At 61.9% G+C, this 14178-nt stretch carries 14 protein-coding genes; 9 read left to right on the top strand and 5 right to left on the bottom strand.

Annotation, left to right across the window (positions count from 1 at the left end; all coding sequences use genetic code 11):
- Positions 1–133: 133 nt before the first annotated feature.
- Entirely contained in the window at positions 134–685 is a 552-nt protein-coding gene (locus AC07UR_RS10590; protein ID WP_209791400.1) for a hypothetical protein, read from the top strand.
- Between the two features lie 49 nt (positions 686–734).
- On the opposite strand, the gene AC07UR_RS10585 is transcribed toward AC07UR_RS10590, so the two are convergent.
- Entirely contained in the window at positions 735–1121 is a 387-nt protein-coding gene (locus tag AC07UR_RS10585) for a hypothetical protein (RefSeq protein ID WP_209791399.1), read from the bottom strand.
- Between the two features lie 155 nt (positions 1122–1276).
- On the opposite strand from AC07UR_RS10585, the gene AC07UR_RS10580 reads away from it, so the two are divergent.
- The 3 genes from AC07UR_RS10580 (at position 1277) to AC07UR_RS10570 (ending at position 4896) form a co-directional block, all read left to right on the top strand.
- The gene (locus tag AC07UR_RS10580) at positions 1277–2026 is read left to right on the top strand and encodes a phosphodiester glycosidase family protein (protein WP_209791398.1); all 750 of its coding nucleotides are present in this window, start codon (positions 1277–1279) and stop codon (positions 2024–2026) included.
- A 99-nt stretch (positions 2027–2125) separates the two neighbouring features.
- Complete coding sequence (locus AC07UR_RS10575; protein ID WP_209791397.1) at positions 2126–2653, top strand: RNA polymerase sigma factor; 528 nt, start codon at positions 2126–2128, stop codon at positions 2651–2653.
- Between the two features lie 2 nt (positions 2654–2655).
- The gene (locus AC07UR_RS10570) at positions 2656–4896 is read left to right on the top strand and encodes a vWA domain-containing protein (protein ID WP_234941947.1); all 2241 of its coding nucleotides are present in this window, start codon (positions 2656–2658) and stop codon (positions 4894–4896) included.
- A 223-nt stretch (positions 4897–5119) separates the two neighbouring features.
- On the opposite strand, the gene AC07UR_RS10565 is transcribed toward AC07UR_RS10570, so the two are convergent.
- Positions 5120–5563, bottom strand: a complete 444-nt coding sequence (locus AC07UR_RS10565; protein ID WP_209791395.1) for a CBS domain-containing protein — start codon at positions 5561–5563, stop codon at positions 5120–5122.
- A 234-nt stretch (positions 5564–5797) separates the two neighbouring features.
- Positions 5798–6145 carry a hypothetical protein gene (locus AC07UR_RS10560; RefSeq protein WP_209791394.1) on the bottom strand — a complete coding sequence of 116 codons (348 nt, stop codon included), beginning with the start codon at positions 6143–6145 and terminating at the stop codon, positions 5798–5800.
- A gap of 134 nt (positions 6146–6279) precedes the next feature.
- Here AC07UR_RS10560 and AC07UR_RS10555 point away from each other — a divergent pair, with 134 nt between their 5' ends.
- The gene (locus AC07UR_RS10555; RefSeq protein ID WP_209791393.1) at positions 6280–6915 is read left to right on the top strand and encodes a helix-turn-helix transcriptional regulator; all 636 of its coding nucleotides are present in this window, start codon (positions 6280–6282) and stop codon (positions 6913–6915) included.
- Between the two features lie 58 nt (positions 6916–6973).
- Positions 6974–8128 carry an aminotransferase class I/II-fold pyridoxal phosphate-dependent enzyme gene (locus tag AC07UR_RS10550; protein ID WP_209791392.1) on the top strand — a complete coding sequence of 385 codons (1155 nt, stop codon included), beginning with the start codon at positions 6974–6976 and terminating at the stop codon, positions 8126–8128.
- Positions 8129–8275: 147 nt separating this feature from the next.
- Here AC07UR_RS10550 and bmt read toward each other — a convergent pair whose 3' ends face one another.
- Both bmt and AC07UR_RS10540 read right to left on the bottom strand, forming a co-directional pair.
- On the bottom strand, positions 8276–9292 hold the full coding sequence (gene bmt / locus AC07UR_RS10545) for a betaine--homocysteine S-methyltransferase (protein ID WP_209791391.1): 1017 nt from the start codon (positions 9290–9292) through the stop codon (positions 8276–8278).
- An 82-nt stretch (positions 9293–9374) separates the two neighbouring features.
- Entirely contained in the window at positions 9375–10664 is a 1290-nt protein-coding gene (locus AC07UR_RS10540) for an O-antigen ligase family protein (RefSeq protein WP_209791390.1), read from the bottom strand.
- A gap of 438 nt (positions 10665–11102) precedes the next feature.
- Between AC07UR_RS10540 and AC07UR_RS10535 the strand changes: the two genes are divergently transcribed.
- The 3 genes from AC07UR_RS10535 (at position 11103) to AC07UR_RS10525 (ending at position 14093) form a co-directional block, all read left to right on the top strand.
- The gene (locus AC07UR_RS10535; protein WP_209791389.1) at positions 11103–12218 is read left to right on the top strand and encodes an acyltransferase family protein; all 1116 of its coding nucleotides are present in this window, start codon (positions 11103–11105) and stop codon (positions 12216–12218) included.
- Positions 12219–12418: 200 nt separating this feature from the next.
- Positions 12419–13285, top strand: a complete 867-nt coding sequence (locus tag AC07UR_RS10530; protein ID WP_209791388.1) for a D-alanyl-D-alanine carboxypeptidase family protein — start codon at positions 12419–12421, stop codon at positions 13283–13285.
- 343 nt (positions 13286–13628) lie between these two features.
- Positions 13629–14093, top strand: a complete 465-nt coding sequence (locus AC07UR_RS10525) for a hypothetical protein (RefSeq protein WP_234941946.1) — start codon at positions 13629–13631, stop codon at positions 14091–14093.
- The last annotated feature ends 85 nt before the right edge of the window (positions 14094–14178 follow it).

Genomic DNA, 14178 nt, shown 5'->3' with positions numbered 1-14178 from the left:
AGTTTTCCGCATCTTGCTCCAAACGCGCAAAGATGGTGCAAATCTCCAAAATGACTAAAATTGGAGTTGTCGTGGAAAGATAATATTATCGAATTTATACCGATCTGGACGGCGTGGCGTTGGAGTTCATCGTATGAGAGGCAGCCCAGTCGTATCCGTGAGCAACTATCCCCCGCAGCTGTCGCGCGAGGAAGTGGAAGCGCAGATCTCACGACTTAACAGCATTCACGCCGCCAACAGCCAGATCTTGGAGGACGCCTTTAAGCGCCTGCTGGCAATTGGTGCCGGCCACGCGGCTGTGATCGTCGCCTGCATTGCGGGTTTCGATGCGCTGGTGGATCGCTCGTTGTTCGGCGGCGACATGCTTCCCAACGCGATCGACATTCTCAGGAAATTCGCTCTCGCCGTCAGCGCCCTCGGCCTGTTCCTCACCATCTGGGCAATCGGCAACAATTTCGGCGAGGTGCAGAAGGAAGCAAAGCGCCATGCGGTCAAGCTTGCGACGACCCTGCGGGAAAAGCGGCAACTCGTCTCGCTGTCGCAGGATGTGCTGAACCGCGATCCGAAATCCTATCTGCTTGCGGGCGTCGGCGGATTTGCCTGCCTCTCCATGATCTGTGGTCTTGCGGCGGCGGCCGGGTGTTATGGACTTGTCATTGCAATGGGGCTGCTTGCCGGCGGTTGACGCTAACTCTGATTTCTTCAGACCATGTCGTGCAGGTGGGGCGGTTAAATTACTTGTCTAGCTTCCAGGCGCATATCCTGACCGTTTCGCTTGTCCAGCATGCCCCGTCGCGCACCAATTTGCCGAGCGGGTTGTGGGCGCGCGTGGAGCTTGGGCGCGCATTCCAATGGGCCTCGGCCACGTTGGTGCCGTCCTCGCTCGACATGAAGACATAGGTGAAATAATCCCCGCCATGCAGTACGAAATCACCCCCGCCGATCGGGCGGAACTCGCAGGTCCCTGCAATATATTTGACGCCTTTGACCTGCAGCAGGCATCTCGCCGGGATGCTCACTTCTTCAGTTGCAGCGGTGCTCACCTCTTTGGCCGCCGAGGTGGCGGCTGAACCTACAGCAATGGCGCAGAGCGCTGCGCGTGCGATGCTGGTGAACTTCATCGTGGCCCTACAGTCTGAGGTTGAGCGGTGTTCAGTTGACACGATTCGAAGTGAGATGTCCTCAGAATAGGTTGCGGGACCCCTTCCATGATCCTGCGCCAGAACCGCCGCAATCTCGGTGATGCTTGACGTCTGATTCGATTGGACCTTTTGTCATGCCGCTTTTCCCAAAACCTTTTCTCGTCGGCGCCGTTCTTTCCGCCGGCCTTGCCGGCCCGGCGCTCGGCGCCTGCCGTGATGTCAGCCATCTCGGGCAGGACTATATCGCCTGCACCGTCGACCCGGCGGAAAATGACATTCGCCTCTACAACAAGGATCAGGCGGGCGTTCCCTTCCGCTCGTTCCGGGCGTTGTCGCTGGAGCTGCGCCATCGCGAAGAATACATGCTGTTTGCCATGAACGGCGGCATGTATCACGACGACCTGTCGCCGGTGGGCCTCCATATCGAGGAGGGGCGCGAGCAGGCGCCGCTCAACACCAACACCGGTTGGGGCAATTTCCATCTTCTGCCGAACGGCGTCTTCTATGTCGATGACGGCAAGGCCGGCGTGATGGCGGCAGACGCCTATCGCGATGCCAGGATTACCCCGCGGTTTGCCACCCAGTCCGGCCCGATGCTGGTGATCGACGGGGCGCTGCATCCGCGCTTCCTGCCCGATAGCACCAGCCTGAAAACCCGCAACGGTGTCGGCGTGACGGCAACGGGCGAGGTGGTGTTCGCCGTGTCGAAGCGGCCGGTGCGGTTTCACGACTTCGCCACGCTCTTCCGCGACGCGCTCGATTGCCCCAACGCGCTCTTTCTCGACGGCACGATCTCGAGCCTCTATGCGCCCGATATCAACCGGCACGACCGGCTGTTCCCGATGGGGCCGATGATTGCCGTCGTCGGAAAATTCCCGCGCTAGCTTTTTCCACGGGTCCGCGACGATTTTTTTCGTCGGCGGCCCAAGGAATTGTCGCCGTGCAACGTCTAAGGTCTGAAACAGGTGGGAGCGGGCACGCCATTGGACGCTGAACTCGTCGAAAAAGCAGTGTCTGGAGACAGACGGGCGTTCGGCCAGCTGGTCGAGCGGAACTATGATTTTGTCCATGCCGTCGCCTGGCGCTGGTCGGGCAATGCGGCGGATGCGGAAGATATCGCCCAGGATGTCTGTGTGCGGCTCGGCTCTGCCATTCGCGGCTTTCGCGGCACCAGCCGCTTTCGCACCTGGCTCTACACGCTGACGATCAACGCGGCGCGCGACCATAAGCGACGCCAGATGCGTGACAGCAACAGGATGCAGTCCTATGCCAGCGAGCAGGCGGTTCTTGGCGGCGGCGAAACGGACGAGGACGAGCGCCAGGAGGCGCTGTGGACGGCGGTAAGGGCGCTGCCGGAAAAACAATGCGACGCGGTGCTGCTCGTCTATGCCGAGGGGATGAGCCATGCCGCTGCCGCCGACGTGCTCGGATGCTCGGAAGCGACCGTGTCCTGGCATGTGCATGAGGCGCGCAAGCGGCTGAAGACAGTGCTTGGCAAGGAGGCCGTGTGATCATGACCGACGAATTCGACAAGCTCTCCGGGCTGACCCCGCCAAAGGCTTCGAACGAGGCACGCGCCCGCGCGCTTGCCGCCGCCATGCAGGCATTCGACGAGACGCAAGAAAATTCGACCGCCACCCAAGGATCGGTGCCGCCGGTTCGTCAAAGCTCCATCTTCAATCGGATATGGAGCCCCATCATGAACAGGAAACTGCTTGCCGGATCGGCACTCGCCACGCTGCTCGTCGTGCCCGCCGCCGCCTTTCTGACGCTGGAACTAACGCGCAACGGTGCGGCCATCGGCGAGAGCGTGCAGGAGATCGCACTCAAGGATGAGGGCAAGCGCCAGGCGCAGCCTGAAGCATCGGCTGCGCGGGTCGATTCCGAGGGGGCTGCGCGCAAGCGCGAAGTGGTGCCGGCGCCGACGCCCAAGCCCGCTTTCCCAGAGGCGCTAGTGGACACGAAGAAGCCGGCGCCATCGCAGTTCGCGCCGGATGCGCTGTCCGCGGGCCAGCAGGAAGCGAAGGTCGAGGAACGACAGTCCGCTGCCACCTCCGGCGAGCAATCCCCCGCGTTTGATGCCGACGAAATCGCTTCGCTGTTGAACCGCCCAGAGACAGGCGGAGGTGCCAAACGCACCGTCGTCCAAAGCAGCCCGGCGCCCACTGCTGCGGCCGAGGCAGATGCCATGGCCAACCAGACGATGAGCGACAGCGCCGCACAGCTTTCGGCGGAAGGCGGCGCGCAGGGCCGGCTGACCTATCTGCCGGCGCCGGTCGTTTCGCCTGAGATGCAGCCGGTACAGCCGGAAAACCGCGAGCGCTTCGCCAAGGCTGACAGCAATCCGGTGAAGAGCGTTGCCACCGATCCGGTCTCGACCTTTTCGGTCGATGTCGACACGGCGTCTTACGCCTTCGCTCGTCGTTCGCTGATGGAAGGCCAGATGCCGGATCGCGATGCCGTGCGCGTCGAGGAGATGGTCAACTACTTCCCCTATGACTGGCCGCGTCCGACATCTGCCGCCGAGCCGTTCAAGGCGACGGTGACGGTCATGCCGACACCCTGGAACGGCGGCACCCGGCTGATGCATGTAGCGGTCAAGGGCTACGACGTGGTGCCATCAGATGCGCCGAAGGCGAACCTGGTGTTCCTGATCGACGTTTCCGGCTCGATGGACGAGCCGGACAAGCTGCCGCTGTTAAAGGCCGCCTTCCGGCTGCTCGTCGAGAGGCTGAAGCCGCAGGATACGGTGTCGATCGTCACCTATGCCGGCAATGCCGGCACGGTGCTGGAGCCGACCACGGTCAAGGACAAGGCTAGGATACTCCAGGCAATCGACACGCTGCAGCCGGGGGGCTCGACAGCCGGGGCCGAGGGCATCGATGCGGCTTACAGGCTGGCGGAAAACGCCTTCGTCAAGGGCGGCGTCAACCGGGTGATGCTGGCGACCGACGGCGACTTCAATGTCGGCCCGGCCAGCGACGACGAACTCAAGGCGATGATCGAGGCGAAACGCAAGAGCGGCATCTTCCTCTCGGTGCTTGGCTTCGGCCGCGGCAACTACAACGATGCGCTGATGCAGACGATCGCGCAGAACGGCAACGGCACGGCCGCCTATATCGATACGCTCGCCGAAGCGCAGAAGACGCTGGTGGAGGAGGCGGGCTCGTCGCTCTTCCCGATCGCCAAGGACGTCAAGCTGCAGGTGGAGTTCAACCCGGCGGCAATCGCCGAATACCGGCTGATCGGCTACGAGACCCGCGCGCTGAAGCGCGAGGATTTCAACAACGACAAGGTCGATGCGGGCGACATCGGCTCGGGTCACAGCGTTACGGCGATCTACGAGGTGACGCCGAAGGGCAGCCCGGCGGTGCTGAACGACGACCTGCGCTACAAGGCGGCCGAGAAGCCCGCGGCGGATGCCTCGGCCAATGCCGGCGAACTGGCTTTCCTGAATATCCGCTACAAGAAGCCGGATAGCGACCGTAGCGAACTGATCACCACACCGGTGACCGAGGCGAATGCCGTGCCTTCGCTCGGCGAGGCACCGAACGATGTGCGCTTCTCGGTGGCGGTGGCCGCCTTCGGGCAGAAGCTTTCGGGCGTGACGGCGGTTGAGGATTATTCCTATGACGCAGTCATCGAGCTGGCGGCAGCATCGAAGGGGGCGGATCCGTTCGGCTATCGCGGCGAGTTCGTCAATCTGGTTCGGCTCGCCAAGGGGCTTTCCGGCGGTGGCAGCTCGGCCAATTGAGGGCTAGGGAGTGCCATGCCCGGTAGAGGGGTATCGATCTGAACGTACGGCGCCGCCTGTCCGCCGTCCGGAACTTTCTCCCCGAAAACCGGGGAAAAGGAGTTTGGTGCTTCGCTGCTCGACAGCGATATGTAGCTTTGCCGCCACGATGAAAGTCGACGCGGCAAAGCCGGCAATGCTGGACTCAACGCCAAGATGTCTGCATCAGGCGGGCATCCGCTGCCTAGCGGTAGCCGAGCCCCATCACATAGTGGCGCAGCAATGTTTCCTCTTTCTCCGTATCCTCCAGGAGGTTTTCGAGGGCGTCTCGTGCGTTAAGAATGCCGATGGGTTGCCTGCCTTCGTCTACGATCGGAACGTTCTTGATGCCGGACGCGTGCATCTGAAGCCAGAGTCCATGGATGTCATCTCCCATCCGACACTCCAACACGTCTTGCTTCATCACGGAAGCGGCAGTCGCGGAACCCTCCAGCCGTTCCGACAAAACGAGAAGCTCAACAATATCCGTCTTCGTCAGCACACCGGCGAGGCTTCCGGAGCTGTCTCGCAGCACGACGATGTCCGTCCCCGCGTGCAAAAGGCGTGCGACGTCGAGAATTGTCGTATCTTCGGGCACGAGGATGAGGCGGGCACGGGCTTTCTCAAAGAGCTCACGAACGAAAGGCATCGGATCTTCCTTCTGGATCGAGGCGGCGCAACGATCCAAAGTTGCGCATACAGTTGCGGCAAGATCAATGCTTGACGCCCTTTACGATGCCGAGGGCGAGTTTCGGTTCAACATTGCGATCGGAGGAATTTGTTGTCCGGTGGTGCAATCTCAGCCAGCTCGAGCTCTTTCGAGAATTGAAAGGTGCGGCACGAACTGCAAGGCGCGGCCTGCCCACCTATGTGAGGCGTATGCTCACGCTTTGGGAAACGCGCGCTCCAAGCCGCCGGATTTCGTCAATCCGGTTCTGAATGCCTGGTAGGCCGGGTGCTGGCTGGAGCGGGCGGCTTCCATGAGGCGCATCTGCAGCCGAGCCGGCGCCTCGCTGCCGAGCCAATGCCCGAGTTTTTCGAGCTTCAGCGAGTTGAGAAAGCGGGCTTCGGATGCGATGTCGAGGCAGCGATAGAGGCCTTCCATCATCCGCTCGTCCTGCTCGAGGTTTTCCATCAACAATCTGATAAAGGCCTGATCTGCCTCGCCAAATACCGAGAGTTTGTCGGCAACGGTGTCCCTGTCGGGAAAGGAAGCGGGTCCGGCATTCATGTCAGTCTCTCCAGGCGAATCTCGTCTCCCTCGGGATAGGACAGGCCGGCCGCGTGCGCAAGCATTGGTGAATATTTGAATTAAACGTACTGTCTAGAATTGACAAAAAGTCTAGAATCGATCATGCCTGTCGCATGAACATAGAGCCCGCCATCGCCTTCAACATTGCCATGCACGCGCCTTCTGGCGCGGCCATCAGCGCCTTGCTTTATCCGCATGCCGAGGTCGTGCTGCATGACCTCAAGAGCGGCACCGTCGCTGCCATCTGGAACGCTTCGTCGGGGCGTGCCGTCGGCGAGGACTCGCTGATCGAGGAGGAGTTCGGCACAGTTTCCGGTACGGAGAGCGTGCTTGGGCCCTATGAGAAGACCGGCGCCGATGGCCGGCGCATCAAGTCGGTCTCGGCGGTGCTGCGAGATGCCAAGGGTGACGCGGCGGGCCTGCTTTGCATCAATCTCGACGTTTCGATGATCGACAGTGCCGTGAAGCTGCTTTCCGCCTTTGCCGGCGCCGAGCAGCCGCGGCCGCAGGCGCTGTTTTCGCGCGACTGGCGCGAGGAGATCAATGCCTCGCTGCACGACTGGCTGAAGGAGCAGGGGCTCGCACTCTCTGCGCTGAAGCGGTCGGATCGCGTAGCACTTGTGGCCGCACTCGAAGAGCGCGGCCTGTTCAAGACCCGCAACGCCGTAGACCACCTCGCCAGCCTGATCGGCACCTCGCGCGCCTCGATCTATAATTATCTCACTGCCGCCCGCAGCGACCCTTCCTGATCACGACGAAGACAATCATGTCGCTCGCCCGCGCGGCGCGGCGACCGGAGGACACGATATGACTACCTTGCCAGACTTCCGCCTCGAAACGCATTTCTCCCGTTGGGAGTTCAAGGCGCGCCATCATATGACCGCCAGCGACGCCGAAACCATCGGCATGGGCGAATTGCTGGCGCTCGCCGACGATACGGACCGGGAAGCCTGGGACAAGCTGACGCTCGGCTATACCGAAACCTATGGTGCGCCGGCGTTGCGCTTAGCGATTGCATCGACCTATCAGGGGCTTTCGGCTGCGGATATCCTCTGCTTTGCCGGGGCGGAGGAGGGGCTTTACTGCGCCATGCTTGCGCTGCTCGGTCCTGAGGACCATGCCATTGTCACCGTGCCCAACTACCAATCGATGGAAACGCTGCCGGTCACGATAGCGGCCTCGGTCACCGGCGTGCCGCTGCGCCCGGAAAACAACTGGCGCCTGGACCTTGCGGACGTTCATGCGGCGCTGAAGCCGAACACAAAGCTGATTGCCGTCAACTTCCCCAACAACCCGACCGGCTCGATCGCCGATCAACAGACATTCAAGGCGCTCGCAGAACTCTGCGCCGAACGTGGCATCCACCTTTTCAGCGATGAGGTCTATCGCGGGCTTGAGCGCGACCCGGCGCTGCGATTGCCGCAGGCGGCAGAACTGTTCGAGCGCGGTATATCGCTCAACGTCATGTCCAAGGCCTATGGCCTGCCGGGCCTGCGCATCGGCTGGATCGCCTGCCGCGATCATCATCTGCTCGAGCGCATGGAGAAGATGAAGCACTATCTGTCGATCTGCAATTCGCGACCTTCGGAAGTGCTGGCGACCATCGCGCTCAAGGCGCGCGAGCATTTGCTTGATCGCAATCGCGCGCTTTGCGCCGAAAACCTTCAAAAGCTCGGCGCCTTCTTTGCCGAGTTCCCCAATCTCTACGAATGGCGGGAGCCGGATGGCGGCTGCGTCGGCTTTGCCCGCTATCTCGGACCCGATGGCGTCGAGAACCATTGCCGTCGCCTGGTAGAGGAGGCGGGCGTCTTGCTGTTGCCTTCGAGCCTGTTCGTCTCTGATCTGCTGCCGGTTGCCCAGGATCGCTTTCGTGTCGGTTTCGGCCGCAAGGATATCGAGGTCGGGCTCGCGGCATGGCGCCAGCATCTGCAGAGCGGCGGTGCAATGAAGAGAAGCGCCTGATTTTCGCCGGCGCCGTCACTCCTGTGATGGCGTCGATCGACCTTGCTTTGGAGCAAGCGCCTGCGCGTGTTGGGTCAGAGCACCGAAAATGAAAACGCTCCGGATCGGATGATGCCGGAGCGTTTTCTTGTCTGAGCGGAGGCCTTCTCAGCCGCGGCGGCTGCGCCGTTCGCGGGCGGGCGCCGATGGGCCTTCGTTGGCGGTCTTGTTGCGCAACGGGCCGATCCTTTCGATGATGATATCGAGCGTCGGGCGTTCGCGCTGCGAATGTTCGTCAAGCGCCACGCGCATGGCGGCGAGGTGGCCGCAGGTGGTGCCGCAGCAGCCGCCGATGATTTTGGCGCCGGCGTCGGCTGCCAGCCGTGCATATTCGGCCATCAGCGGCGGTGTGCCGGAATAGTGGATCTCGGAGCCGCGGAACTCCGGAATGCCGCAATTGCCCTTGACGATGACGGTTGCCTCAGGATTTGCCTCGGTCATGTCGAGCAGCGAAGAGAGGATGTCCGACGCGCCGACGCCGCAGTTGGCACCGACGGCGACCGGGCCATTGCCCAAATCCTTGGCGACATCATGGATGTCCTTGGGGTGCAGGCCCATCATGGTCTTGCCGGCGGTGTCGAACGAACCGGTATAGACATAGGGCAGGCCGACCTTGGCGGCGGCTTCGGCGGCGGCGCGGATCTCGTCCGGGGAGGACATGGTCTCGATCCAGGCGACTTCGGCGCCACCGGCCTTCAGGCCTTCGATCTGCTCGACAAAGGCAGCGACCGCATCCTCGTAGGACAGCGCGCCGAGCGGGATCAGCAGTTCGCCGGTCGGGCCGACCGAGCCGGCGGTAATGACCTTGCGCGGCGCCTTGTCGGCGACGGCGCGGGCGATCTCGGCTGCGCGCCTGTTGAGATCGTGAACCCGATCCTGGGCGTGGTGCAACTTCAGACGGTGGCGGGTGCCGCCGAAGGAATTGGTGAGGATGATGTCGGCGCCGGCGTCGACGAAATCCTGGTGCAGCTTGGTGATGTTCTCCGGCCGGGTCTCGTTCCAGATCTCGGGCGCTTCGCCGGCTTCGAGGCCCATCGCAAACAGCGAGGTCCCGGTGGCGCCATCGGCAAGAAGGACGCCCTTTTCGGCGATGAGATCGGACAGAACATTGGCGGCAAGGGTCATCGGCTTTTCCCGGCTAGAATGAATGCAATGAGATATAAAGATATCTTTATGTCTTTGCAAGCATCCTGCGGTCGGCCGGCGACTATTGTTGGCGGCGCAGGCCCATGCGCCCGGCAAGGCCCAGGCCGAAGATCGCGAGCGCGGTCAGCAGCCACATCGGGTCGGCGCGGTTGAGGAAGAAGCTTTCGAGCATGGCGTTGTAAGTCATGAAGATCACGACCATCACGCAGAAGTCGGCAAAGGCGCGTCCCTCCGGGCGGCGCGAGGCGCGGATATAATCGAAAAGCGGTTTGACGAAGAGTAGCAGGCTGATCGCGATGCCGCCCGGCAGGCCGAATGTCAGTGCCGCGTCGAGATAGCTGTTGTGGCCGGCGACAATGCCGCGCACGTCCCAATTCGCTTCGAAATTCGCCTCGAGCCCCATGATGACGGGCGAGAGCCAGAAGCTGGAGTAGCCTTGGCCGAACCAGGGGTGCCCGGCGATGCTGTCGCTGGCGAACTTCCAGATATCGTCGCGGCCGGTGAAGGTGGGGTCGTCGATGATGGCCTTGGTGGCTGCGAGCAGGGTGTCGGAATAGATCGTGCCGAGCGTCAGGCCGAAGATCACGACCGACATGACGAGATGGGCAAAGATCATCAGGCCCGGGCTGCGAACGGCGCGTCCGGCAAGCACCAGCGCGATGGCGATCGGCAGGAAGCCGATGGTGGTTTTCGAGCCGGTATGCAGCACGAAGTTGACCGAAAGGAGCGTGATCGCCCAGCCGCGAAGCGGGGCGCCGGCGCGCAGGCAATAGATGCCGAACATGCACAGGATGGAAAAGACCGGCGCCGAAACGTTCTTGTGCAAGAGATGGCCGCGCCAGAAGCCCGCATGCCAGGGTTCGCCGCCGGCGGCCGAGTGAACGGCGAGGTCCGGCGCCACGACGAGTGCCGCATAGTCGATCAGGATGAGCAGCAGGATCGCATTTGCGCCGGCGTGAACGAAATCCTCTTCGCTGCGCGGCAATACCAGCACACCCGCCACCATGATCATCGCCACGAGGCTGAGCGTCAGGCCACGGGCAGATGCTGCCGGATCGTAGGACTGCAGACATGAGAAGTAGGCGATAGCGAAGATTGCCACCCAGGCCGGCGAGACGAGCCGCGCCAGCACCCGCTTGTCGACCACGAGCAACATCGCAAAGAGATAGACCGCGCCGAGCACGATGTAGCCGACCTGGTTGATGATGTTGCCGTCGTTGGCGGCGTTCGGGTCCGTCTCCATCGCGCCCTGAAAGGGCATGAGCGTGAAGACCATGAGAAAGAGCCCGAAACCGGACAGGAGCGACGCCAGATGCCGTGTCAGCAGTGCAAGCCCCGCGTCGTCGCTCAACCCCGCCGGCACAAGGTGCCGTCGTGAAGGAGAGTTTGCCGTGGCTGGGGTCGCTTGCATGGGGGCGCCGGGATTACTGGGGCAAGGACGCCGCCAACAGGGCGCCACCTTCTGTTTTGCAGTCTACGTCTGCAGCCGCGCCGAGCGGGCCCAAGACTTGCCATCAAGCATGGCGCAATTGGGTTAAGGTCGGGTGAAACGACGCATCGGCTCATTCCGGGACCGTATCCTCAGGGCCGACCTCTTTTTGCCTCGCCCGGACCCGTCAGGCTTCCGCGTTGCGCCCAACGCTCATTACCGGATTTTAAGCCTTCCCGGGCGAAACTGCGGCAGGACTGTCCTTGCGGAGCCTGCATCCTTCGAAGCAGAAAATCCAAGCTTGCGGCGCAACGAGATGAAATGGCGGCGCAAGCCGTCAGGGATGGAGCATTCTCCCCAATGGCGAAGAAATCCAAGCTTCTGGCACTTGAATCCCTGCGCGGATTCGCGGCCCTTGCCGTTGCCGTGCACCATTTCCGCTATGGCAGCATGCTCAGCGAAAACGCCTTCATCCGGCATGGCTACCTGATGGTGGACTTCTTCTTCGTGCTCAGTGGTTTCGTTATTGCGCTCAACTATGCCAACCGACTGTCGACCCCCGCCGAGGTTGCAAGCTTTCAGCGCCGGCGGTTCTGGCGGCTCTATCCGCTTCACCTGTTCACGCTGCTGATCTTCCTCGGCATCGAGTGCCTCAAATACGTTTTTGAACAGAGAACCGGGATCGTTTCCAACAACCCCGCCTTCGTCGTCTCCGACGCGAGCGCCTTCCTTGCCAATCTTTTTCTGCTGCAGGGCGTGGTCCTGAACGAACTCGGGTTCAACATTCCGAGCTGGTCCATCTCGGTCGAATTCTGGACCTATCTGATCTTCGCCCTGACCATGGGGCTGTTGCGGCTGGAAATGCGCTGGTGCCTTGTTCTGGCGGGTGGGGCGGCCATCGTCCTGCTGGCCCTGGAAGGCGGGCGGCTTGAGACAGATCCGATCTTTGCGATCATCCGCTGCGTATTTTCCTTTTTCCTGGGGGCATGGGCCGCCTCGCTCCACGTCCGGGTTCCCCGAAAGGCGGCCACGCCGATGGCAGCCGGCGCGCTGGCGCTCGTAATTCTGGCAATCTGGGGTCTTGGTGGCACCCGTGCGGAGATCCTCCTGCCTCCGCTTTTCGCGCTGACGATCGTGGCCGTTGCGAGCCTTGAGGCGGATACGTCCCTGCGACGCTTTCTCGAGTGGCCGTTCTTCGTGTGGCTGGGCACCGTCAGCTACAGCGTCTACCTGACCCATTCCATCGTCGGTTGGGTGGTGACCCAGGTTCTGCGCTTCGGCCTGAAGGTGCCGACCCATGTCGCCGCCGATGGCGACACGGTGCTGGCGCTCGGCCAGGGTTTCGCGACTTTGGTCACGCTTGCAGCAACGGCCGCCGTGCTCGTCGCCTCGTATCTGACCTATCGTTTCATCGAGAAACCGTTTCTGTCCGGCTGGCCTTTCGGGGCGAGGGCGGTCGCGTCGCGCAACGGTTAGAAGGGGTCGATCTCGGGCGGAAGCCTGCCGTCGAATGGAGCCATTGTGGCCAAATCCGGGCGGGTGCTCACGACGAAAGGCCGCAGCCCATAGGCGATTGCGGCCTGCTGGCGATCGCTGTAAAAGGGCGCACTTATGTAGTCGCCAGCCTGCCCGCGGATCTCGCGCGCTGATCGATAGCCTCAAACGAGAAGAACATCATGCATTTTACACTCCGGACACTCGCGTCGGCCGCGGTTTCACTCGGTCTGCTGCTTGGCGGTGCGTCCTCCGCTTTTGCCGGAAAGGCCCATTTCGTTCTCGACGCGCAGACGGGCACGGTCCTTGAGGCCGAAAATGCCGACGAGCTGAATTACCCCGCGTCCTTGACCAAGATGATGACGATCTATCTGGCATTCGAAGCCCTTCGTGACGGCAGGCTGACCTGGGACCAGCGGTTGACCATGTCGGAAAATGCCAACAGCAAGGAGCCCTTCAAGCTCGCCGTCGGCGTCGGACGCACCGTGTCCGTGCGCGAAGCCGTGATGGGCATGATCGTGCTGTCGGCCAATGATGCATCCATTGCCATCGGCGAGCAGCTGGCCGGTACGGAAACGGCGTTCGCCAAGGTGATGACCGAGAAGGCACACCAGCTCGGCATGGCTCGCACCGTGTTCAAGAACGCCAATGGTCTGCCTGATCCGGAGCAGGTGACGACCGCGCGTGACATGGCGACGCTCGGCATCGCCCTGATGCGTGATTTCCCGGAAGAGTTTGCGCTGTTTTCGAACCGCAGGATCGAGTTCAGGGGCATGAAGCTTCGCGGCCACAACGGCGTGATGAACCGCTATGAGGGTGCCGACGGCATCAAGACCGGTTACACCAAGGCATCAGGCTATAACCTGGTGACCTCGGCAACCCGCGACGGCAAGCGCCTCGTCGGCGTCGTCATGGGCGGCGAAACCGCTGAGAAGCGCGACAACCAGATGATCGGCCTGCTCGACAAGTATTTTCCTGCCACGACCGATTCGCTCTCCTCCGCAAGCACCGTCGAGCCGGCTGCAGCCGAAACGACGAAGACCAACTGAAGGCGGAGGGATGCCGCTCGCTTCACCGGCTGAGCGCGGCATCGCGTTCAGCGCTCCTCAGGGCTTGATTTGAACTTGGATTGCTGTTTGCCGGTGACAGTTGCGCCGCCGGTATCGGTGGCTGCCGCATGGCGTTTGGATCGCAGCGTGCCCGCCCGCGGAGGACGCAATCCATGTTATCGGTTCATTTGCTGCGATCGCCACCGCTTGTGACCAGCTTGCCGGTAGGGCGCTATAAACCGCATAGCGCGTGAGCGTTCCGTCGATTTCGTCCCGGTTTGACAAAGCCTGCCGGGGTCGCGACATTTCGCTTTCTCAAGTCTTCGGAAGAGTGCGTCGTAATTTGTCTTCAGCCATCTTCGCAACGTATCGATCGGCCCTTCTGTCCCAGCCCTTGTCGGCCGTCTGGCGCGGGCATGGCTCGGCAATATTCCTGGAGTTTGGACGTCTCATCCCCCGAACAAGACATGATGGAACCCCGGGAAATCCGCAGGGCGCCTACACCGTCATGATCGAGTGGAGTTGGCGGATTGAAGACGAAGGGTCCATCCTGTGCGGAAGTTGGAGCGACGAAGAAAATTGGGGCGACGTCTTTACGGCTCTGATTGGTCGAGAGGTGCGCGACATCACAATTTTCGGGCGACTTCCGGAGCTCTCGATTGCACTTGCAGGTGGGTATTACGTTGCTTCCTTCATGACGGCAGACGGTCAGCCCGCCTGGACCATTTTTGACAATTCCATAGAGCGGCCCAAACCCGGCTACATCTCCGTGCGCGAAGGATCGGTTTTAGCAGACACGGACGTGTGACGACTGCTGACCGGAAGATCGAAGGGGCGCCGCAGCCTATTCCCGTAGAGGGTGGTGCCGGCGCCCGTTCTTTTCAACCGCGGGT

The organism is Ensifer sp. GW821-FHT05G01, from assembly GCF_059419585.1.
Note: the sequence above shows the minus strand (reverse complement) of the source record. Positions and strands in the feature narration are given on the sequence as shown.